This is a genomic window from Stenotrophomonas sp. (assembly GCF_035634915.1).
GTDB lineage: Bacteria > Pseudomonadota > Gammaproteobacteria > Xanthomonadales > Xanthomonadaceae > Stenotrophomonas.
Genome location: NZ_DASQCB010000023.1, coordinates 90,207 through 112,991 on the forward strand (window position 1 = coordinate 90,207; position 22,785 = coordinate 112,991).

18 protein-coding genes are annotated in these 22,785 nt (G+C 68.0%); 4 read left to right on the forward strand and 14 right to left on the reverse strand.

From position 1 onward, the window contains the following. Positions 1-116: 116 nt before the first annotated feature. Together VER16_RS17835 and VER16_RS17840 are read left to right on the forward strand one after the other, a co-directional pair. Complete coding sequence (locus tag VER16_RS17835) at positions 117-674, forward strand: flavin reductase family protein (RefSeq protein ID WP_324810317.1); 558 nt, start codon at positions 117-119, stop codon at positions 672-674. A gap of 34 nt (positions 675-708) precedes the next feature. Then, complete coding sequence (locus VER16_RS17840) at positions 709-2,661, forward strand: acetyl-CoA hydrolase/transferase C-terminal domain-containing protein (protein ID WP_324810319.1); 1,953 nt, start codon at positions 709-711, stop codon at positions 2,659-2,661. Between the two features lie 137 nt (positions 2,662-2,798). Here VER16_RS17840 and tkt read toward each other — a convergent pair whose 3' ends face one another. From tkt to VER16_RS17905, 13 genes are all read right to left on the reverse strand, one after another. Continuing rightward, complete coding sequence (tkt, locus tag VER16_RS17845) at positions 2,799-4,796, reverse strand: transketolase (protein ID WP_324810321.1); 1,998 nt, start codon at positions 4,794-4,796, stop codon at positions 2,799-2,801. Between the two features lie 156 nt (positions 4,797-4,952). Continuing rightward, positions 4,953-6,287, reverse strand: a complete 1,335-nt coding sequence (locus tag VER16_RS17850) for a dicarboxylate/amino acid:cation symporter (protein ID WP_324810324.1) — start codon at positions 6,285-6,287, stop codon at positions 4,953-4,955. A 57-nt stretch (positions 6,288-6,344) separates the two neighbouring features. Continuing rightward, the gene (locus VER16_RS17855; RefSeq protein ID WP_324810326.1) at positions 6,345-8,039 is read right to left on the reverse strand and encodes a BatD family protein; all 1,695 of its coding nucleotides are present in this window, start codon (positions 8,037-8,039) and stop codon (positions 6,345-6,347) included. Next, positions 8,036-9,811, reverse strand: a complete 1,776-nt coding sequence (locus VER16_RS17860) for a VWA domain-containing protein (protein ID WP_324810614.1) — start codon at positions 9,809-9,811, stop codon at positions 8,036-8,038. Before VER16_RS17860 ends, VER16_RS17855 begins: the two co-directional genes overlap by 4 nt. Before the next feature lie 11 nt (positions 9,812-9,822). Beyond that, a complete protein-coding gene (locus VER16_RS17865; RefSeq protein WP_324810328.1) occupies positions 9,823-10,827 on the reverse strand; it encodes a VWA domain-containing protein in 1,005 nt (334 codons plus the stop codon). Continuing rightward, positions 10,824-11,273, reverse strand: a complete 450-nt coding sequence (locus VER16_RS17870; RefSeq protein WP_324810330.1) for a DUF4381 family protein — start codon at positions 11,271-11,273, stop codon at positions 10,824-10,826. The genes VER16_RS17865 and VER16_RS17870 overlap by 4 nt, the downstream gene beginning before the upstream one ends. After that, a complete protein-coding gene (locus VER16_RS17875) occupies positions 11,270-12,199 on the reverse strand; it encodes a DUF58 domain-containing protein (protein ID WP_324810333.1) in 930 nt (309 codons plus the stop codon). Before VER16_RS17875 ends, VER16_RS17870 begins: the two co-directional genes overlap by 4 nt. Before the next feature lie 8 nt (positions 12,200-12,207). Next, the gene (locus VER16_RS17880; RefSeq protein ID WP_324810336.1) at positions 12,208-13,233 is read right to left on the reverse strand and encodes a MoxR family ATPase; all 1,026 of its coding nucleotides are present in this window, start codon (positions 13,231-13,233) and stop codon (positions 12,208-12,210) included. 164 nt (positions 13,234-13,397) lie between these two features. Beyond that, the gene (locus VER16_RS17885; RefSeq protein ID WP_324810337.1) at positions 13,398-15,365 is read right to left on the reverse strand and encodes a type IV pilus secretin PilQ family protein; all 1,968 of its coding nucleotides are present in this window, start codon (positions 15,363-15,365) and stop codon (positions 13,398-13,400) included. A gap of 21 nt (positions 15,366-15,386) precedes the next feature. Next, complete coding sequence (locus VER16_RS17890; RefSeq protein ID WP_414716076.1) at positions 15,387-15,893, reverse strand: pilus assembly protein PilP; 507 nt, start codon at positions 15,891-15,893, stop codon at positions 15,387-15,389. Between the two features lie 26 nt (positions 15,894-15,919). Continuing rightward, a complete protein-coding gene (locus VER16_RS17895; protein ID WP_324810342.1) occupies positions 15,920-16,573 on the reverse strand; it encodes a type 4a pilus biogenesis protein PilO in 654 nt (217 codons plus the stop codon). Next, the gene (locus VER16_RS17900; protein WP_324810344.1) at positions 16,570-17,451 is read right to left on the reverse strand and encodes a PilN domain-containing protein; all 882 of its coding nucleotides are present in this window, start codon (positions 17,449-17,451) and stop codon (positions 16,570-16,572) included. The genes VER16_RS17895 and VER16_RS17900 overlap by 4 nt, the downstream gene beginning before the upstream one ends. After that, positions 17,451-18,509, reverse strand: a complete 1,059-nt coding sequence (locus VER16_RS17905) for a pilus assembly protein PilM (RefSeq protein WP_343240140.1) — start codon at positions 18,507-18,509, stop codon at positions 17,451-17,453. Before VER16_RS17905 ends, VER16_RS17900 begins: the two co-directional genes overlap by 1 nt. 219 nt (positions 18,510-18,728) lie before the next feature. Here VER16_RS17905 and VER16_RS17910 point away from each other — a divergent pair, with 219 nt between their 5' ends. Together VER16_RS17910 and VER16_RS17915 are read left to right on the forward strand one after the other, a co-directional pair. After that, positions 18,729-21,152, forward strand: a complete 2,424-nt coding sequence (locus VER16_RS17910) for a penicillin-binding protein 1A (RefSeq protein ID WP_324810349.1) — start codon at positions 18,729-18,731, stop codon at positions 21,150-21,152. A gap of 149 nt (positions 21,153-21,301) precedes the next feature. Continuing rightward, positions 21,302-21,964 (forward strand): hypothetical protein, encoded by a 663-nt coding sequence (locus tag VER16_RS17915; protein WP_324810351.1) that lies wholly within the window; start codon positions 21,302-21,304, stop codon positions 21,962-21,964. A gap of 69 nt (positions 21,965-22,033) precedes the next feature. Here VER16_RS17915 and VER16_RS17920 read toward each other — a convergent pair whose 3' ends face one another. Continuing rightward, entirely contained in the window at positions 22,034-22,771 is a 738-nt protein-coding gene (locus VER16_RS17920; protein ID WP_324810353.1) for a hypothetical protein, read from the reverse strand. Positions 22,772-22,785 lie beyond the last annotated feature (14 nt).

The following is a 22,785-nucleotide window of genomic DNA, read 5'->3' on the forward strand; positions in this document are numbered from 1 at the left end:
GTTTACATCCGTAATCGACCTCCCGATTACGCGCGTAATCGAATTGGATGTCAAGCCCTCGACCGCAGGTTCATCCCGCCTGCCCCAGCATCGGCTCTTCTGCCCACGGGGCCCCCATGAAGCCGCTGCGCAAACTGGACTTCCCGGTCGAACAGGCCCGCCGCTTCCTCGAACCGGGCCCCATCGTGCTGGTCAGCACCGCCGCGCACGGCCAGTGCAACCTGATGACCCTGGGCTGGCACATGGTGATGGGCTTCTCGCCCTCGCTGCTGGCCACCTACATCTGGAACGAGAACCACAGCTTTGCCCTGGCCCGCGACAGCCGGCAGTGCGTGATCAACGTTCCGGGCGTGGAGCTGCTGGACACGGTGGTGGACATCGGCAACTGCAGCGGCCGCGAGGTGGACAAGTTCACGCGGTTCGGCCTGGAGGCCGTGCCCGCCCGCGATGTGGCCGTGCCACTGGTGGGCCAGTGCCATTCCAGTTTCGAGTGCCGGCTGCATGACGACCGCCACGTCGAATCCAGCAACCTCTTCATCTGGGAAATCGTCCGCGCCCACGTCGCGCCGCGGCCGAAACTGCCGCGTACCTTCCACTACCGCGGCGATGGCCGGTTCATGGTTTCGGGGCAGGAAGTCTCGCGTCGACGGCGGTTCAAGCCCGACATGCTGTAATGCCAGCACTCCCCTTGCCGCAGGACCGCCACGCATGACCGAACACCTGACCGACCTGGACGCCGCCGTTGACTGGCTGTTCGCGCGCGTGGACGGGCCGCTGCGGGTGGGTGCGCCGCTGGCGCTGGGCAAGCCGCACCGGCTGTTGAATGCCTTGTATGCGCGGGTGGAAGCAGATCCGTCGCGACCACTGCAGCTGTACACCGCGTTGTCGCTGAACCCGCCCAAGGCGCGCGGCGATGGCCTGGAGGCGCGCTTCATGGCGCCGTTCGTGCAGCGCCATTTCGGCGAGGATTTTCCGCGTCTGGCCTACGCCGATGCGGTCGCCCGCGATGCCTTGCCGGCGCATGTGGAGGTGGAGGAGTTCTACATGCAATCCGGTGCGCTGCTCGGTTCGCGCCAGGCGCAGTCCAGCTACACCAGCCTGAACTACACCCATGCCGCTGACGCCGTGGCCCAGCGCGCGCCACAGGTGATCGTGCAGAAAGTGGCGATGCGCCCGGATGATCGGCGGCTGTCGCTGTCGTGCAACAACGACATCACCCAGGACACGCTGGATGCGATGGCCGCGCGCGGGCTGCCGCGCCCGCTGCTGGTGGCCGAAATCGATCCGCAGCTGCCCTACCTGGGTGGCACCGCCACGGTGGATGTGTCCTTCTTCGATCTGGTGATCACCCCGCCGCCGCCGTACCCGGCCCTGTTCGGCCTGCCGCGGCAGCCGGTGGCCGATGCGGACTACGCCATCGGTCTGTACGCCAGCACCCTGGTGCGCGATGGCGGCACGCTGCAGATCGGCATCGGCACGCTGGCCGATGCGCTCAGCCATGCGCTGGTGCTGCGCCATACCGACAACGCGCGCTACCGCCGGGTGCTGAATGCCCTGGACCCGCAGCTGGCCAATCACCCACTGGTGCAGGAGATCGGCGGGCTCGATCCGTTCGAAGTAGGCCTGTATGGCTGCAGCGAGATGCTCAACGAAGGCTTCCGGCGGCTGGTGCAGACCGGCGTCATCCGGCGCAAGGTGCACGACGATCTGGCGCTCATGCAGCGCATCGAGAATGGCAGCACGCTGTCCATCGACCATGCCACGCTGGAAGCCGAAGGCGAATACCTGCACGGCGCGTTCTACCTGGGCTCGCCCGAGTTCTACGAATGGCTGCGCACGCTGCCCGAGGACGAATGCCGCGCCATCGGCATGCGCCGCATCAGCGAGATCAACCAGCTGTATGGCGGCAACGAAACGCTGGAGCGCCTGCAGCGCCGTCATGCGCGCTTCTTCAATTCCTGCATGATGGTCACCGCGCTGGGTGCGGCCGTTTCCGACGCGCTGGACGATGGCCGCGTGGTATCCGGCGTGGGCGGCCAGTACAACTTCGTGGCGATGGCCCATGCCCTGCCCGAGGCGCGCAGCGTGCTGATGTTCCGCGCCGCGCGGGATGAGAAGGGCAAGCGTGCCTCGAACGTGCGCTGGAACTACGGGCACACCACCATTCCGCGCCACCTGCGCGACATCTACCTCAACGAGTACGGCATTGCCGATCTGCGTGGGTTGACCGACGACGACTGCGTGCAGGCGATGACCGCGATCACCGAAGCGCCGTTCCAGGCCGGGCTGCTGCAGCAGGCGTATGCCTCGCGCAAGCTGCGTACCGGGCGGCACCCGGACCCGCAGCGCGAACAGCGCAACACACCGCAGGCGCTGGCGGCGGCACTGGCACCGTTCCGCACCGATGGCACCCTGCCCGACTACCCGCTCGGCAGCGACTTCAACGAGATCGAACAGGTGCTGGTGAAGGCGCTGGGCTGGCTGAAAACGCACACGCAGACACGCGGTGACACGCTGCGCACGCTGTGGGCCGCGGTTCGCCAGCCCGCAGGCGATGGCGACGCGGTGTACCTGCAGCGCATGGGCCTGCAGGCACCGAAGGATCTCGGCGAGCGCGTCAACGCACGGTTGCTGCGCCTGGCACTGGCCCGCTCCGCCTGAAGCAGAAAAAGGGGACGGAGGGGATTAAGTCGTTTGTGCACAAACGACTTAATCCCCTCCGTCCCCTTTTTATTACCTGCGCGCAAAAGAAAGGCCGGCGTGCGCCGGCCTTTCTCCTTCCTGCTTCGCGGAGCTGCTTACAGCGCCTTGGCCGCTGCCACCACGTGGTCGGTGGTGATGCCGAAGTGCTTGAACAGCTTGTCAGCCGGGGCCGAGGCACCGAAGGTATCGATACCGATCACTGCACCGTCCAGGCCGACGAACTGGCGCCAGAAACCGGTGACGCCGGCTTCGATCGCCACGCGCTTGCGCACGGCGTTGGGCAGCACCGATTCACGGTAGGCGGCGTCCTGGCGCAGGAACACGTCGGTGGACGGGATGGAAACCACGCGGGTCTTCAGGCCGGCCGCATCCAGCTGGGCCTTGGCTTCGGTGGCCAGCGAGACTTCCGAACCGGTGGCGATCAGGATCACGTCCGGGGTGCCGGCGGCATCGGCCAGCACGTAGCCACCGCGCTCGATCTGGGCGATCTGCTCGGCGCTGCGCGGCTGGTGCGGCAGGTTCTGGCGGCTGAACACCAGGCAGCTCGGGCCGTCCTGGCGGGTGATCGCAGCCTTCCAGCTCACGGCCGACTCGACGGCATCGCAGGGGCGCCACACGTCGTTGTTCGGAATGTAGCGCAGCGAGGCCAGGTGCTCCACCGGCTGGTGGGTCGGGCCATCTTCGCCCAGGCCGATCGAGTCATGGGTGTAGACGTGGATGGCGTGGGCCGGGATCAGCGCGCTCATGCGCACGCCGTTGCGGGCGTAATCGCTGAACACCAGGAAGGTCGCGTCGAACGGAATGAAGCCACCGTGCAGCGCCAGGCCATTGGCAATGGCGGTCATGCCGAACTCGCGCACGCCGTAGTAGACGTAGTTGGCGTTGGCATCATCGCTGGCGACGGACTTGCTGCCCTTCCACAGGGTCAGGTTCGAATGGGCCAGGTCGGCCGAGCCGCCGACGATTTCCGGCAGCAGCGGCGCGAAGGCTTCGATGGCCAGCTGCGAGGCCTTGCGCGAGGCGATGGTGGCGCCTTCAGCAGCGACCTTGGCGATGTACGCATCGGCCTGGGCGACGAAGTCGGCCGGCAGCTCGCCATGCGAACGACGGGTCAGCTCGGCGGCTTCGGCCGGGTACTGCGCGGCGTACTTGTCGAACTGCTGTTCCCACTCGGCCTGGCGCAGGGTGCCGGTGCCGCCGGCACGCCAGCCGGCGTAGATCTCTTCCGGAATCTCGAACGGGCCGTAGTTCCAGTCCAGCGCCTTGCGGGTGGCGGCCAGTTCGTCCTTGCCCAGCGCGGCGCCGTGGCTGGATTCCTTGCCCGCCTTGTTCGGCGAACCAAAGCCGATCGTGGTGCGGCAGCAGATCAGGGTCGGCTTGTCGCTCTGCGACAGTGCGGCCTCGATGCCGGCCTTGATGCTTTCCGGGTCGTGGCCGTCGACATCGCGCACCACGTTCCAGCCATAGGCCTCGAAACGCTCGGGGGTGTTGTCGGTGAACCAGCCCTCGACGTTGCCGTCGATGGAAATGTGGTTGTTGTCCCAGAAGCAGACCAGCTTGTGCAGGCCCCAGGTGCCGGCCAGCGAGGCGGCTTCATGCGACACGCCTTCCATCAGGCAGCCATCGCCCATGAACACCCAGGTGCGGTGGTCGACGATTTCCAGCTCCGGGCGGTTGAAGCGCTGTGCCAGCAGCTTCTCGGCCAGGGCGAAGCCCACGGCGTTGGCAAAACCCTGGCCCAGCGGGCCGGTGGTGGTTTCCACGCCCGGGGTCTCGTGGCGTTCCGGGTGGCCGGCGGTGTGGCTGCCCAGCTGGCGGAACTGCTTGAGCTGCTCGATCGGCAGGTCGTAGCCGCTCAGGTGCAGCAGCGCGTACTGCAGCATCGAGCCGTGGCCGTTGGACAGCACGAAGCGGTCACGGTTGAACCACTGCGGGTTGTTCGGGTTGTGCCGGAGATAGTCGTTCCAGAGCACTTCGGCGATATCGGCCATGCCCATGGGCATGCCGGGATGGCCGGAATTTGCGGTTTCAACCGCATCAGCGGCAAGGAAGCGGATGGCGTTGGCCAACTGGCGACGGGTAGGCTGCGTCATGGTTCTGTCGGAATCGGGAGGCGGCCGCGAAACTGCGGGCGCGTTATTGTCCCACAGACGCCCGGCAGGGTCAGGTCAACGTCATCCAGAAACAGCGCGGGGTCGGAGCCCTTTCCTGGCGGAAAGGGATCCGACCCCGTTCAGGCGTCGTCGGAATCAGTTGTCGAGGCGGGCGGCGGCGGCCGCGGCCTCGGCCGGGGTGTCGGCGGCTTCACCCTTGGCCACCAGGGTGGTCAGGGCCAGGTCGCCGGTCACGTTCAGGGCGGTGCGGCACATGTCCAGGAAGTGGTTCACGCCCAGGATCAGGCCGATACCCAGCGGGTTCACGCCCACCATCGCACAGATCATCGCCACCACCGGCAGCGAGCCCGATGGCACGCCAGCGGTGCCGATGCCACCCAGGATGCAGACTGCCATCACCATGAACTGCTGCCCGATGGACAGGTCCACGCCGAAGAACTGGGCCAGGAAGATCACCGTCACGCCCTCGAACAGCGCGGTGCCGTTCTGGTTGGCGGTGGCGCCCACGGTCAGCACGAAGCGCGACACGCGCTGCGGCAGGCCCATCTGGTCGGCCACGCGCAGCGCGGTCGGCAGGGTGGCATTGCTGGAGGCGGTGGAGAAGGCCATCACCGTCGCTTCCTGGGTATCGCGGAAGAACGACAGCGGCGAACGGCCCGACAGCCACACGGCCGCGCCGTAGGTCACCACCATGTGCAGGCCCAGCGCCAGCACCACCACGCCCACGTACGCGCCCAGGCGGATGATCAGCTCGAAGCCGAACAGCGCGGCCAGGTTGAACATGAAGCAGGCCACGGCATACGGGGCCAGGCGGATGACCAGGTTGATCAGGGTCATCGAGATTTCGAACACGCCTTCGATGGCTCGGCGCAGCGGTGCGACCTTCTCATCGTCGGTCAGCACCATGCCGATGCCGAACATCAGGGCGAAGAACATCAGCGACAGGATGGCACCGTTGTCCGACGCTGCCTGCAGCACGTTGCTCGGCACGATCGACAGCAGCATGTCCATGCCCTTGGGCGTGCCATGGATGCCGGCCACGATCTCCTTGCTGCGCTCGGCGTTCTCCGACAGCATCAGCGCGGCCGTCTGCGGATCGACGCCGGCGCCGGGCTTGAGCACGTTGACCAGCACCAGGCCGATGCCCACGGCAATGCCGGACAGCAGCACCGTGTAGGCCAGGGTCTTCCAGCCGATGCGGCCGAGGGCGCGGATGTCGCCCATCTCGGAAACACCCATGATCAGCGCCGAGAAGATCAGCGGCACGATCAGCATGAAGATCAGGTTGAGGAACAGGCCCGACGCCGGCGTGGTGATGTAGTCCATGACCCACTTGGCACCGGCCTGCAGACCATCGACGCTGCCACCCAGGGCATGCACGGTCAGTCCCAGGACCAGGCCGACCGCAAAGCCGATGCCCATCTTCCAGTGCAGGGGCAACTTCTTCTTGTCGGCAGCAGCTGCTGTCATACGCGGCGTTCCTCGAAAAATGAATCTACTCTAACAAAGCGCGCAAGCCGCGCCGGTTCAGCGTCGCGGTGGGGGATACAGCGGCGCCAGCCCAGTGTCGGCGGCTTGGTGAGGTACCGACCAGTGCGGTCCGTCACGGAAGCACTCGCGCAGGCGCGCGCGCAGTGCCGAGGCTTCCCCCTGCCCGCCCCAGCGCGCGGCCTGCAGGTCCAGCAGTACCTGGCGCTGGACCGGATCGGCCAGGCGCTCGATCACCTGCTCCAGGCGTTCCACCCCGGCCATCACGCACAGCTGCGCCTGCACTTGGTCGAACCCTTCGCCATCCAGCGCGCGGCGCAGTTCAGCCACGCTGCCGTGCGGGGTGCCGGTGTCGCCGGCGCCGGCCCGCGTGGGAGACCCGGCCAAAGGAGCGCGACGGCCACGCCGCCAGCCCCACGCCAGGGTCAGCAGCCACAGCAGGGCCAGTCCGACGGCAGCCGCGATCCAGGGCCACGGGCGCGCATCTGCCGCACCCAGCGGCACGGACGTCGGCGCGGTTGGCTGCACATCGTCGCCGGGCAGCGCGGCCTGGGTATCGATGGGCTGGGCGGCAGGAGGTCCACCCTGCCCGGCGGCCACCGCCAGGGTCAGGTCCGGCAGCGTGGCTTGCTCGGCGGCGCCGCTGTCCACATTCCACCACGGCACCTTCGGCCCCGGCACCACCAGCGTTCCGGCCTGGCGAGGCACGATCGAATAGCGCCGGGTGATCTTCAGCCGTGGCGTGCTGCCAGTGAAGGTCTCATCGTACTGGGCAGGTTCGGCAAAGACCTGGCCGGCATCGCCCACGTCCGGCACCGGCAGATCGTTGAACTGGGCGCGGGTTGCGCCGTTGGCCACGGCTTCGACCACCACGGTGGCGGCTTCGCCGGCCCGCGCACTGCCCGGCGCCGTGGTATAGCGCAGCTGCAGGCCGTGCAGCGGCAACCATGGCTGCGGTGCCTGCGCCGGCTGCGCGCGCACCTGCAGGGTGCGCTCGGGGGCGACGGCATTCATGCGCCCGTCGCCGCCGGCGCCGAAGAAGTCATCGAAGAAGCCACCGGCCGTGCGCCCGTTGAAGCGTGCACCGGGCAGGCGCAACGGCCCGCTGCGTTCGGGAATCAGCAGGAAGCGCCGTTCCACCACGTTGTAGCGGCGGCCATTGACCTGGCGCACGTCGGTGCGGTCATCACCCACCCGCTGCAGCGATGCGCCCTCCGGCGTATCCAGCACCAGCTCGCCGGAAGCCAGCTGCGAAGCGAAGTACAGGCGCACCACCACGCCCACGCTCTGCTGCACGTAGGGCTGGGCATCATCCACGTCGGTTTCGACGAAGGCGGCGGCATTGCTCTGTGCCGTGGCCACCGTGCCGGTTCCCACCTGCAGCTGCAGCGGCTCGGTGCGCACGCTGCCGACCTGCAGCGAGGGCACCAGCAGCGTTCCGCTGCGGCGCGGGGTCAATTCCACCGTGTACACGCTGCGCTGCTGCATGCTGCCATTGCTCCATTGAACCTGGCGGCTGCTGCTCTGTGCGCCGACCACGAAATCGGCGTTCAACGGCGTGTAGTCCGGGCTGCCCTGGTCGGTTTCCACCTGCAGGGTGACTGGCTCACCGACCGTGGTGCTGGCCGGGTCCAGCCATGCACGGGTCTGGGCCAGCGCGGCCAATGGCCACCCCGCCAGCAGCAACGCCAGCAGCACCGTCACGTGGAATGTCCTGCGCGGCACGCCGATCATCGCCCTTCCCTCTTTCTGCGTTCGTTTTCCAGCTGGAACTTGGTGCGCAGCAGCGCGCCCGGATCATCGGGCACGCGACGCATCCAGGCCTCTACCGCCTGCTGTTCCTCGCGCTGTTGCGGGGTGCGGCCATCGCCGCGCGTGGCAGGCGTGCCCGGCTCGCCGGGTTTCGACTGCTGCATGGCCTGCTGCATGCGCTGGCGCTGTTCGGCGTCGGCCTGCGCCTGCGCCTTCGCATCGGCGGCCTGCGGACCGGCCTGCTGGCCGTCCTTCATGTCGCCGGGCTTGCCCTGCCGCGGAGGCTGTTGATCCTGCTGCCCCTGCTTCGGATCCTGCTGCCCCGGCTTGCCCTGCTGGCTCTGCTGGCCCTGCTGCTGCGGCGGCTGCCCCTGCCCCTTGTCCTGGTTGGAGCGGTTGTTCTGGTCCTTGTTCGACGGTGGCTTGCGCTTGCGTGCGGCGTCCACGACCGCGCGGTTGGCCACCGCGTCGGCCATGCCCGGGTGCTTGGCCAGCGCGCGGTCGTAGGCAGCGATGGCACCGTCGTAATCACCCTGTCGCGCCAGCGCATTGCCAAGGTTGTACAGCGCGGCATCGCTGTCGATGCCCTCGAAGCGCGCGCGGGCAGTGTCGAAATCACCGTTGCGGTAGGCCTGCACGCCTTCGGCGATGCGTTCGTGCTCGCGCTGGTCGGCACGCTGCCAGAGCGTGCCGGTTTCCTTCACCGACGCGTTGCGCGGCTGCGCCTGCAGGTTGCCAGCCAGCGGCAGCAGGCCCACCGCCAGCACCGCAGCCAGCACCGCGCGTCGGCGGAAGGCGAGCAGTGCCAGCAGCATCAGCGGTGGCAGCAGCCAGTAGCCTTCATCCTGCCACTGCGTGCCCTGCCCCGGCCCCTGCCGTGCGGTGCCATCGCTGGCATCGAGCACATCCAGCGCGCTCAGGTCGCGGTCATCGGCGGCGATGCGCGCGTACTGCCCACCGCCCGCGGTCGCCACCGTGCGCAGGCTGCCTTCATCCAGCGCGGCCTGGCTGATCTGCCCGCTGCCATCACGATAGGCGGCACCGGTGGGCGTGCCCAGGCCCAGCACCGACACCTGCAGGCCCAGGCTGCGGGCCTGCGTGGCAGCCAGTGCCGCCGCCGCATCGGCGTGGTCGCTGATCAGCAGGATGCGCCCGCGCAGCGTGCCGGTCTGGCGCAGCAGCTGGGTGGCCCAGTCGATGCCGCGGTCGGCATGCTGTCCATCGCGTGGCATCACCTCCGGCGACAGCGCATCCAGGTACAGAGCGACGTTGGCAGTGTCATCGGTCAGCGGTGCCACGGTATAGGCATCATCGGCATACACCACCAGGGCGACCTGGCCGCCCTGGCGCGCGCGCAGCAGCGCGCCGATCTTGGCCCGCGCCTGCAGCAGCCGCGACGGCGGCAGATCGGTGGCGGTGATGCGGCTGGACAGATCCAGCACCACCACCAGCGGCGTGCCCGCCTGGTACATCGGCTGCGCCTGCTGGCGCCAGCTCGGTCCGGCCAGGGCCAGCACGGCCAGCGTCCAGCCCAGCAGGATGGCCCAGGGCAGCCGCGCCCGGCGCGGCCCGCCGGCTGCCAGCAGGTGCGACAGCAGGTGCGCATCGACCGCCTGCCGCCACGCGTCACTGCGGCGTTGCCGGTACACCGTGGCAACGAGGATCAATGGCAGCACCAGCAGCGCCCACAGCCAGTCCGGCCGCAGGAAGTGCAGTGCGTTCCAATCGGGAATGGCGGCGTGCAGGGCCTGCATCAGCGAAGCGCTCATCGGCGGCGCTCCGGCCACAGCCAGGCCAGTACGCCCAGCAGCAGCGCCAGCGCCAACGGCCAGGCATAGCGTTCGTCGCGCGGGCGCAGGCTCGGGCCTTTCGCCGCGATCGGCTCCAGCCGGTCCAGCTCGGCGTAGATGCCGGCCAGTTCATCGGTATCGCGGGCGCGGAAGAAGCGGCCACCGGTCATTTCGGCGATCTTCCGCAGGGTGGCCTCATCCACCGGGTCGCGGTCATGCGCAATGGGGATGCCGAACAGGCGCATGCTGCCATCGCTGCCAAAGGCGACGGTGTGCACGCGCACGCCCTCCGCGCGCGCCAGTTCGGCCGCGCGCAGCGGCTCCAGCACGCCGGCATTGCTGACGCCATCGGTCAGCAGGATCAGCACGCGCTGCCCTTCCGGCTGGCTGCGCAGGCGCTTGACCGCCAGCGCGATGGCATCGCCGATGGCGGTCTCGCGCCCGGCCAGGCCCACCACGCTGTCGCGCAGCTGGTCGCGCACGCTGGCCAGATCGGCGGTAATGGGAGTGAGGGTGTAGGCACGATCACCAAAGACCAGCAGGCCGACGCGGTCGCCCGCACGGCGATCGAGGAAGTCGGCCAGCACCGCTTTGGCCGCGGTCAGCCGCTCCACGGCCTGCGCGCCCAGCACCATGTCCGGCTCGCTCATGCTGCCCGACACGTCCATGGCCAGCATCATCTGCCGGCCCTGCTGCGGCGGCGTGATCGCTTCGCCCAGCTGCTGCGGCCGCGCCATCGCCACGCACAGCGAGGCCCAGGCCAGCCACAGGATGATCGTACGCAACCAGGACACATCCACCCGGCCGCCACCGGCCAGGGCCTGCAGTTCGCCCGGCGAGTACGGCACGCGCAGGGCGGCACCGGCGTCGGCACGGCGCTTCCACAGGTGCATCAGCAGTGGCACCGGCAGCGCCAGCAGCGCAAAAGGCCAAGCCAGCTGCAGGTCCGGCCAGGGCCAGTAACTTGCCAGCAGATTCATCGGCGGCGCTCCTGCAGCAGCTGCAGGTAGCGTTCGCGCGCCCAGCCTCGCAGCTCGGCCACCTCGTCCGCTGCCACCTGCGGGCGATAGGCACCTTCGGCCAGCAGCTTCCGCTGCGGCCCGGCCAACTGTTCTTTGGGGTCGATGCGCTGCCACCAGGCCTGGTCATGCAATGCTTCGCTGCCCGGCTGGGCCAAGCGCGCGGCGCGACGCAGCAGGCCAGCGATGGCAGCGAGTTCGGCCGCTGCGGTCGGCGCAGCCTGCAGTTCCTGGTCGAACAGCTGCAGCCAGCGGCGTCGTCGCCTGCGCCGACGCTGGCCGATGAACACCACGATACCCAGCACCAGCAGCAGCGCGCCGATCAGCATCAGCCAGCCCGGCGCCGGTGGCCACCACGGGGGCGACGGCGGCAACGCGACATCGCGCAGCGGCAGGGCCGCGCTCATGCCGGCACCTCGGTGGGGGCCGGGGCCAGCCACGCGTCGCTGGGCGCATCGGTGGACAGGATCTGCACATCCACCCGGCGTGCGGCCAGCTGCTGGCGCAGGGCCTGCAGCGGTTCGACGAAGTGCGCGCGCCAGTGCGCCTGCACCTCGCTGCGGCGCAGATCCAGGCCGATGCGCTGCTGTGCCGCCAGGAACTGCAGCGGTGCCGAAGGCGGCTGCAGTTCCAGCGGATCGACCAGCAGCAGCAGGCTCAGATCGTGGTGCTGGGCCAGTGCGCTCCAGCGAGCCGCTGCAATGCGCAGGGCCTGCTGGGGGTCGGCCAGCACCAGCATGCGCGCGCCGGGGCGCAGCACGCGGCCGGCGTGGTCCAGCGCACGTTCCAGGCCGAGATCATCGGCAGGTGGCTGCGCGTACCAGCGGGTGAGTGCATCGAGCACGCGCAGCACGCCGCGCGGCCCGCCGGCGGGCGCAATGGGGGGCTCGCGGTCACTGCCGCGCAGGGCACCGATGCGGTCGCCGCGACGCTGCGCCGACCATGCGGCCACCGCACCGGCGCGCGCGGCCTGCACCGATTTGAAGCGCACGCGGGTGCCGAAATACAGCGCGGGCGAGGTGTCGGCCACGATCAGGCTGACGCGCTCGCGCTCGGCCTGGAACAGCTTGGTGTGGGCGCGCCCGGTGCGCGCGGTCACCCGCCAGTCGATGTGCCGGGCGTCATCGCCAGCCACGTACTCGCGTGATTCGGCGTACTCCATGCCGCGCCCACGCATCGGCGAAGGGGCCTGGCCGGCGGTGCCTGCGCGCCCACGCCGTGGCGGTGGCGGCCGCTGCGCCAGCCGGCGCAGGGCCACCAGTTCGGCCAGCTGCGGGCGCAGGCCATCGCCTTCGGCCACGCCGGCGCTGTGCTGCGGGGATGAATCGGCCATGCGCGGGCTCAGGGCGCCGGCACGCGGGCCAGCAGTTCCTGCACCAGGCGCTCGCCATCCCAGCCTTCGGCGGTCGCCTCGTAGCTGGGCAGCACGCGGTGGCGCAGCACGTCGGCGGCCACGGCGCGCACATCATCGGGGGTGACGAAGTCACGGCCGGCCAGCCAGGCGCGCGCACGTGCGCAACGTTCCAGCGCGATCGAACCACGCGGGCTGGCCCCCCAGGCAATGCGGCGGCCCAGGCCGGCGTCGTAGCGCGACGGTTCGCGCGAGGCCAGCACCAGCTCGATCAGGTAGCGCTCCAGCGCCGGCGCCATGTGCAGGTCCAGCACTTCGCGGCGGGCATCGAACACCACCTGCATCGGCAGCTTTTCCGGCGCGGGCGCGGCATTGCCCAGTGCACCGCGGGCGCGCTCACGCGCCAAGCGCAGGATCTCCGACTCGGCGGCCTGGTCGGGGTAGCCGATGCGGACGTGCATCAGGAAACGGTCCAGCTGCGCTTCGGGCAGCGGGAAGGTGCCCTCCTGCTCGATGGGATTCTGCGTGGCCATCACCAGGAACAGCGAGGGCAGCGCATAGGTGTGGCGGCCGACGGTGACCTGGCGCTCGCCCATCGCTTCCAGCAGTGCGGACTGCACCTTGGCCGGGGCGCGGTTGATTTCGTCAGCCAGCAGGATCGGATGGAAGATCGGGCCCGGCACGAATTCGAAGCGGCCTTCCTGCGGGCGCCAGATCTCGGTGCCGGTCAGGTCGGCCGGCAGCAGGTCCGGGGTGAACTGGACGCGGGCGAAGTCGGCTTCCAGGCGCGAGGCCAGTGCGCGGATGGCGGTGGTCTTGGCCAGGCCGGGGGCGCCCTCGACCAGCAGGTGGCCGTCGGCCAGCAGGGCGATCAGCAGGCGTTCGACCAGCGCGGCCTGGCCAACGATCTCGGCCGAAAGAGCGTCGCGCAGACCGGTGAAGGCGGCATGCAGCGCCGAGATCGAGGGCGCAGGCGGCGGAGTGGCGGATTCGGGCATCGGCGGTGGCAGGTTCATGGGGGCCTTTGACCGGCGCGGAGCGGCACGGGTTCCCGACATCATCGCAGGCCGGTCCGCGGATTGGATCAAGGATGGATGAATGGCCCTGCATGCGGGCCGTGGATCCACAAAAAGAAAGGGCCGCACAGGGCGGCCCTCTCGTACATCCGGTGGTGGCAGGCTCAGCTCTTCTTGGCCACGCGCAGCACCTTCGGGGTCACGAACACCAGCAGTTCGGCCTTGTCCTTGTTGCGGCCACGGTTCTTGAACAGATTGCCCAGGAACGGCACGTCGCCCAGGAACGGCACCTTGCTGACGCTGCTGCGGTCGGTGAACTCGTACACGCCACCGATCACCACGGTCTGGCCATCTTCCACCAGCACGGCGGTGTTGACTTCGCGGCGGTTGATTTCCGGGATTTCACCGTAGCCGGCCAGGGTGATGTAGCGCTGCACTTCGTCCTTCTTGACCGCCATGTTCAGGAACACGCGGTTGTCGTCGGTGATGGTCGGGGTGACCTTCAGCTCCAGCACCACTTCCTTGAACTGCACGTTCGGGGTCTGCGCACCGCCGGCAGCACCGCCGCCGCTGATGGTGACGTAGCCGATTTCCTTACCCTGCTTGATCAGCGCCTCGCGCTGGTTGGTGGTCACCACGCGCGGGTTGGAGATCACTTCGCCACGCGACTCTTCCTGCATGGCCGACAGTTCGACATCCAGCAGGTAACCGGCGTTGAGGATGGACAGCGCCAGCGAACCCGGGTTGCTGGTGGAGGCCACCGGCAGGGCCCAGTTCAGGCCGCGGGTAATGCTCGACGCCTGCGGAACCGGTGCCGGGCCGACGCTGCCACCAGCCAGCCACTCGTTGTAGGCGGTCTGGTTGGCGCGCGCGGTATCGACCTGCGAGGTGCGGGTCTTTTCATTGGCTTCCAGGTTGCCACTGAAGTAGGCGTTGTCGCGGCTGCCGCTGATGCCGAACCGTGCACCCAGCTCACGGGCGAAGGTATCGGTGGCGATGACGATGCGGCTTTCGATCAGCACCTGGTCGACCGGGCGATCGATCACGTTGATCAGCTCACGCATGCGCGCGATCTTCTTCGGGATGTCGCTGATCATCAGGGTGTTGGTGCGCTCGTCGGCGACGATGCGGCCGCGCGAGGACAGGAAGCCACTTTCTTCCTGGCCGGAACTGCTGCCACCGCTGCCGCCGCCACCGCCGCCGATGCCCTTGGCCTCGGTCAGCGCTTTGAAGATCTGCGTGGCGCTGTGGTAGTTGATCTGCACGTAATCGGTCACCAGATCCTCGCGGTTCTCGATGGCGATGCGTGCGTCTTCCTTCTCCTGCTCGAACTTGGCCAGTTCGGTCTGCGGCGCGACCCAGATCACGCTGCCGTCGCGGCGCTTGTCCATGCCCTTGGCGCGCAGCACGATATCCAGCGCCTGGTCCCACGGCACGTTGACCAGACGCAGGGTCACATTGCCCTGCACCGAGTCGGACGCCACGATGTTCAGGTTCGACTCGTCGCCTATCAACTGCAGGACGGTGCGAACCGGAATGTCCTGGAAGTTGAAGGTGACCGGCTTGCCGGTGTAGCCACGCTGCGGCAGGCCCTTGGCAGCCTGGGTGACACTGCCTGCGGTGACCGCGCCGACGGCGGCCGGGGCCTTGCGGGCGCTGATCTCCACCACGTATTCGTTGCCGCTCTGGTAGGCCAGCGATTCGACCGCGCCACCGGTGCTCAGCACCAGCTGGGTGCCCGCGCCGGACGGCCGCGCGTCGATGCGCTGCACCGGCGTGGCGAAGTCGGTGACGTTCAGCGGCTTCTGCAGGTTGGCCGGCAGCTTCGCGTTGCCGACGTCGACCACCACGCTGTTGTCCTGCGTGCGCAGGTCAGGGATCGCGCCCTGGCCGTCGAACTGGACGATCAGGCGACCGGTGCCGTCATCGCCGCGTTTGAAATCGATCCGCTGCACCGACAGCGACGCCGGCGCGGTGGCCTGCGTTGCCACAGCGGTGCTGGCCGGCTTTTCAGCCGGTGCGGCAGCCAGCGCCGGAGCGCAGGCCAGCATCAGCGCGACTCCCAGCGCGCTGATGCGGTTCAAGGTAGAGCGCCGGATGGGTCGCAGCCCCTTGGCTTGGTGAAAAGTCATCGTGCTATCCCCAGTAAACGATCATTGATCATCGAGCGCGAGCGTGGCCGGACGTTCCAGCCAGCCCCCCGCGCCGTCCGGCACAAGTTCGATCAGCTCAACACGGTCTTCATAGACCGCGGTGACCCGCCCGTCGCTCTGCCCAAGGTAGCCACCCGGGCGCACCCGGTAGGTCACCTTGTCAGGCCCCATCACCAGAGCGACGGCGCCGCCCCCGGCACCGATGGTGCCCACCATGTCCAGCGCATCCAGCGGGAAGCCTTCAAGCGGCTCCTTGCGCCGGTTCGGGTCCGGGCGCATGCCGCCGGCCCCGTTCTGCGGGTTGGTCCAGGCATCGGTGAACGGATCGCGCATGCCCTGCGCCGAATATTCGAAGGTCTCGAACTGCTGCATCACCGGCAGCGGCTCAAGCGGCTGCGCCGGTCGTGCGCGCTCGCTGGCGACCCAGGTTTCCAGATTGGGGGCATCCCCCGGCGTGCTGGTGATGCCACGGCCGCAACCGGCCAGCAGCAGCACCGCCATGGCCATGCCACCGCGTGCAATGAAGGAACGGATCACTTCTTTGCCTCCTTGCCGGTGTCCACCTGTTGCTCGGCGATCTCGGACTCATCCAGGTAACGGTAGGTCTTGACCGTACCGGACAGCTCCAGCGCGCCGGTGCGCACATTGCCGTTGGCCTTGTCGGCAGGCTTCAGGTTGATGTCGTGCATGGTCAGGATGACCACGCGCGGCAGCGAGGCCACGCCGCTGACGAACGCGCCGAACTGGTGGTAGCTGCCCACCATCTTCAGCTTGATCGGCTTTTCAGCGTAGAACTCCTTGATCTGCTCCTGCTCAGGCTCGAACAGCTGGTTGGTCAGGCCGCTGGACAGCGCGGTCTGCGAGATGTCGATGATCAGGTCCGGCATCTCGGTCTTGCTGGGCAGCTGCCGGAGCATCTGCTGCAGCACCTGTTCCATCTGCGCCAGCTGCTGCTTGAGCGGTTCCAGGTTCACCGCACGTGCCTGTTCGGTGCTGAACTGCTGGCGCAGCGTGGCTTCCTGCGATTCCAGACCGGCCAGCTCCTCGCGCTTGCCGCTGATCAGCAGCATGTAGGCGACGAACATGATGACCAGGGCGATCAGCGCACAGAACACGATCTTCGCGTTCCGCGGCCAGTTGCCGATGTCGTTGAAATCCAGGCTCTTGAGGTCGACTTTCTTGCTCATGCGCGATCCCCCGTCAGCGGGGCGTGGAAGGCCTGCGGCGGCTGCGCGAGGCGGGTGCCTTCAGGCTTGGCCGGGGTCGGGGCTGCGGGAGCCTTGGCCGGGGCTGCGGCAGGTGCCGGAGCGGGTGCCGCCGCAGGTGCCGGCGCAGCGCCGGGCTGGGCCGGCGCCTGGCCAGCCGGTGCAGCCGGTGCAGCCGCATCCGGGCCAGCGGCCAGCGGCGCGACGGCCGGAGCCGCTGCATCGGGCGTGTTGACGGTGCCATCGGCATTCAGGCCAGGCTGGGTGGATTCATCGCTCTGTGCAGGCAGCTTCACCCTCACCTTGAACACGTACGGCAGGGCCTTGATGTCAGCTACCGGGCCACCGGGGCGAAGATCCTTGTCCTTCTCCGGGTTGCTGGCCTGGATGATCGACAGTTCCGGGTTGGTCATCCAGCCGGACACTTCCAGGTTGCGCATGTAGGCCGAAACGCGGGCATTGGACTGGGTGCGGCCTTCCAGGGTGAGCATGTCACCGTCCTGGGTCAGCGCCGTCAGCACCACGCCATCGGGGATGGTGCGGACCAGGGCATCGAACAGATGGACCATCTGCGAACGCTTGGCCTGCAACTCCTCGATGACAGCCTTGCGGGCCAGCAGGCGGCTCTTCTGCTCGTCGAGGCGCTTGATCTCCTCGTTCTGCTTCTTGACCTTGTCGATCTCGGTCTGCAGGTACGCGTTGCGGTCCTGCTGGCCACTGACCTGCATGTCGTAATAGAACCAGATCAGCAGCGAGAGCAGCAGGCCACCGAGCGCGGCCATGCCCAGCATGACGCCGAACTCGCGCTGGCGTTGCTTGCGCCGTTCGGCGCGCCAGGGCAATAGATTGATGCGTGCCATCAGTCGAAGCTCCTCAGTGCCAGACCGGTGGCGATCATCAGCGCGGGGGCATCCTGGGCCAGCGCCTGCGCCTGCACCTTCGGGCCCAGGGTCATCTGCGCCAGCGGGTTGGCGACCACGGTGGCCACCCCCAGCTGTTCTTCGACCATTTCCGGCAGACCGGCCAGGGCGGCACACCCGCCGGCCAGCACGATGTGGTCGACGCGGTTGAATTCACTGCCCGCATAGAAGAACTGCAGCAGGCGGCTGATCTGCTGGACCGTGGCTTCCTTGAACGGCTCCAGCACTTCCACTTCGTAGCTTTCCGGCAACCCGCCCTGGCGCTTGGCCAGACCGGCTTCCTCGTAGCTCAGGCCGTAGCGGCGCATGATCTCGTCGGTCAGCTGCTTGCCGCCGAACACCTGTTCGCGGCTGTACAGGCTGCGACCGCCGCGCAGGACGTTGAGGGTGGTCATGGTCGCGCCGATGTCGACCAGGGCCACCACGCCGTCGTGGGACACCGGCAGTTCGCTGGCCACCAGGGCGAAGGCGTTTTCGACCGCGAAGGCCTCCACGTCCATCACCTTGGCCTGCAGACCGCCCAGCTCCAGCGCCGACTGGCGCAGCTCGACGTTTTCCGAGCGCGAGGCGGCCAGCAGCACCTGGACCATTTCCGGGTTGTTCGGGATCGCCCCGATCACCTCGAAGTCCAGGTTCACTTCCTCGATCGGGTACGGAATGTAGTTGACCGCTTCCAGCTCGATCTGGGCTTCCATGTCGCCTTCGTCGAGGTCGGCCGGCATCGGGATCACCTTGGTGATCACCGCCGAACCGGCCACGGCGGCCGCAGCCAGCTTGGCCTTGCTGCCGGAACGGTTCATCGCCCGGCGGATGGCCTCACCCACGGCCTCCACTTCAACGATGTTCTTTTCAACCACTGCATTCGGCGGCAACGGTTCCACGGCGTAATGTTCCACGCGGAAACGATTGCCGCTGCGGGAAAGCTGCAACAGCTTTACCGCAGTCGAACTGATGTCGACGCCAATGAGCGGCGACTGACTTTTTGGGATGAGCCCCACGGTTTCTCCCCTGCCGACGGGCACTTGGACACAAGAGCTGCGTCCGCGCATTAATAACGTATTCTTAGCAAATGGCAACCGCCCTGCTGTGAACTCCCTCACAGGATGAACACGCAGCCCCTGGCGATTCCCCTTGCGTTCCCCGGTGCCGACCCCAGCCGCCACCTTGCGTAATCTATACTCTGCGACCACGAAATTCGCAATCGGAATCTGACACCGATGACTCGTCTCCGCCGCTGGCTGCGCTGGATCTTTGTTGTTGTACTGGTCCTGGCGCTGGTTGGTGCTGCCGCCGTGGGCGGCCTGTACTACGCCGTATCGTCCAAGCTTCCCGACGTGCAGACCCTGCGCGACGTGGAAATGCAGGAGCCGATGTACGTCTACGCCTCCGATGGCAAGCTGATGGCGGTGTTCGGCGAGACCCGGCGCACCCCCATCACCATGAAGGACGTGCCGGACAAGCTGAAGAAGGCGTTCCTGGCCACCGAAGATGCCCGCTTCTATGAACACGGGGGCGTGGACTACAAGGGCATCGCCCGCGCGGTCTGGCTGCTGGCCACCACCAGTGACAAGCGCGTGCCGGGTGGTTCGACCATCACCCAGCAGGTCGCCCGCCAGTTCTTCCTCAGCTCCGAGTACAGCTACACCCGCAAGCTGGCCGAGATCCTGCTGGCCCGGAAGATCGAGTCCGAGCTGAGCAAGGACGAGATCTTCGAGCTGTACCTGAACAAGGGTTTCTTCGGCAACCGCGCCTACGGTGTGGCCGCCGCAGCCGAGTTCTACTACGGCAAGAAGCTGAACGAGCTGGACCTGGACGAGATGGCCTCGCTGGCCGGCATCCCCAAATTCCCCTCCTCGGGCAACCCGATCTCCAACCCGGAGCGTGCCCGCCAGCGTCGCGACAACTATGTGCTGCAGCGCATGGCCGACCTGAAGTTCATCACCCAGGCCGAGGCCGACGCCGCCAAGGCCGTGCCGATGCATGCCACCCCGCATGAGCCGCCGGTGCAGGTCGAAGCCCCCTACGTGGCCGAGCTGGTGCGCCAGGAAATGATCGCCCGCTTCGGCGGTGACGTGGTCAACAAGGGGTATCACGTCACCACGACGATTGATTCGACCCTGCAGGAGTCGGCCAACCTGGCGGTGCGTGACGGCCTGCTGCTGTACGACCACCGCCACGGCTGGCACGGCGTGGAAAAGCAGGTGCAGCTGGGCGCCGGCGATGATGCCGCCGCCCTGGCCGAGCACCTGCGCGGCATCGTCAGCCAGGCCGGCCTGCTGCCGGCCATCGTCGCCAGCACCGGCGCCGACGGCAGCGCCACCGTGGTCCTGGCCAACCGCAGCGAGATCGTGCTGCCGGCCGGTGCCGCCAAGTGGACCAACAAGACCCCCGGCAAGCTGGTCCAGCGCGGCGACATCGTGCGCGTGCGCGCCGGCGACAAGGAAGGCCAGTGGCTGCTGGACCAGATCCCGCGCGGCCAGTCCGCCCTGGTCTCGCTGGATGCCCACAGCGGCGCCCTGAAGGCCTTGGTCGGTGGCTTCAGCTTCTCCGGCAACAAGTTCAACCGTGCCACCCAGGCCCGCCGCCAGCCGGGTTCGAGCTTCAAGCCGTTCGTCTATGCGGCTGCCTTCGACAAGGGTTACAACCCGGCCTCGATCGTGCTCGACGCCCCGGTCGTGTTCCGCGACCGCCGCGGCAAGACCTGGGCCCCGCAGAACGACGGCGGCGGCTTCCGCGGCCCGATGCGCCTGCGCGAAGCCCTGGTGCAGTCGCGCAACCTGGTGTCGGTGCGCCTGCTCGACGGCATGGGCGTGGACTATGCCCGCAAATACATCAGCGAGTTTGGCTTTGCCGAATCGGAACTGCCGCCGAACCTGTCGATGTCGCTGGGTACCGCCTCGCTGACCCCGCTGTCGGTGGCCCGCGGCTACGCCGTGTTCGCCAATGGCGGCTCGCGCGTGGACACCTGGCTGATCGACCAGGTCAGCGACCGCGACGGCACCCTGGTGTTCAAGGAAAACCCCGCCCTGGCCTGCCGCGACTGCGCCGGAACCAGCGATGGCCAGCCGGTCAACCAGGTGGTGGATGGCTTCAACTTCGGCGCCCCGGCGCCCAAGCCGGATGCCACCGCGGCGGCCAAGCCGGCCACCGAGGCCCCGGCCGCACCGGTCAACCCCGATGCCCGTACCGCCCCGCGCGCGATCGACGCCCGCACCGCCTACCAGCTGGTGTCGATGATGCGCGACGTGGTCCAGCGCGGTACCGGCACGGCGGCCAAGGTGCTCGGCCGCGCCGACCTGGGCGGCAAGACCGGTTCGACCAACGACCACCGCGATGCCTGGTTCTCCGGCTTCGGCGGCCCGTACGTCACCACCGTGTGGGTGGGCCGCGACGACTTCCGCTCGCTGGGCTACCGCGAATACGGTGGCAAGGCTGCACTGCCGATCTGGATCGACTACATGCGCGTGGCCCTGAAGGACGTGCCGCTGGCCGAGAACGAACCGCCGGCGGGTATGGTGCAGACCACGTTGAACGGCGCGGTGGAGTGGGTGAAGGTGGAAGACATGGACCGCCTGACCGACTACGACCTCAACCTGCAGAACACCCCGCAGGCCGACGCCGCCGCGTTCGATATCTTCTGATGGAGGGTGCGCCGGGCATGGCCCGGCGCTACCGGGTGGGTGCATGGCTCTGGTAGATGCCAACCAAGGTTGGCCGCTACCCATGCGCGCCTACGCAGATGTCACATCACTGCGCTAATCTCTAGCCAGGTCGCATCAGGAGTCTTTGCATGCATCGGGCACGTCAGCATGCTGCCAGCCAGACCCGCGAGCGGCGCCACCGCCTCGCCCACGAAGCCGCCCGCCTCATGGCCGAAGGCGGCATCCGCGACTACCACCAGGCCAAGTTGAAGGCCGCCAGCCGCCTCGGCATCCACGACGATGCCTCCCTGCCCCGCAACTCCGAGATCGAAGACGCCCTGCGCGAACACCAGCGGCTGTTCGCCGGCCCTGAGCACGGCAACGAACTGCAGCGTCGGCGCGAAGCGGCGGTGAATGCCCTGGAGTTCCTGCATGGCTTCTCCCCGCGCCTGGTCGGGCCCGTGCTGGATGGCACCGCCGACGCCAACAGCCCCGTGCAGCTGCACCTGCACAGCGACGACGCCGAGGCCGTGCACCGCTTCCTGGACGAACACCGCATCCCCGCCGAATCGCGCGTGCGCCGCCTGCGCCTGGACCGCGAACGCAGCCTCGACGTACCGGTCTGGGTGTTCAGTGCAGAGGAGCTGACCTTCGACCTGGCCGTGCTGCCCTACGACGCCCTGCGCCAGGCGCCGCTGTCACCGGTGGATGAAAAGCCCATGCGTCGGGCGTCCATCGCGCAGCTGAGGCAGCTGCTGGCCGAGGCGGAGATCACCGCCTATATCGGCGGAGGGGCTCCACAGGTTCGGTAGGGGCCAACCTTGGTTGGCCCTCCTGCCGTGTGTCGACCAAGGTCGACACCTGCCAGAGTAGTACCCACGTCACAGCCCATAAAACGGGTCGGCCGGCTTGTCCGTCAGCCGCGAATACCACGGCATTGGCGCGCGTTCCGGGTACTGGCGCATCATCTGCTCGTGCATCACCTGGATGTCATGCAACGCCCACCCGTGAAATGTCACGTCCTGGAAGTTGTCAGACCACGACGTCTGCAACCGCTCCAATTCCCCTTCCAGCGGTGGCAACGCGCCATCCGCCAGGCCCAGCATCGGCTGCAGCGCCTCATTCAATGCCGCGGTCCGCTGTGATGCCCGGCGCAGCCGCGTGATGGTCTCGCTGACGTGCCAGCACACATACGGCGCACACACACCCGACACCGTGATGTAGTCGGAAATATCGGCCAGCATGTGCGCCTGCAGCTGCAGGGACTCCTCGCTCAGATACGTGCCGCGCACACGCGCCGACCGCTGCGCGGCCGCACGCACCTCTGCCGCCACGCTCACGTCCACGCCCGGCGCACCGCCACCATCGTAGGCCACCGCAACGCGATGTGTGGCCTGTTCGCCCATCATCCGCAGCTGCACCTTGGCCGCCTGCGGGTGCACGCGCGGCACCGGCGGGTTGCTGATCTTCCAGATGATCCAGCAGGAGTAAAGAAGCCCCAGGAACAGCAGCACGTAGACGAACGTCCATTCGTTGCAGTTGCGCACCAGGTAGTTGTAGCGGGCACGCCACACATAGAAGCGCCGGTAGGACATGAAGCGACTGAATCTGCGGTACATGGCCATCTCCTTCT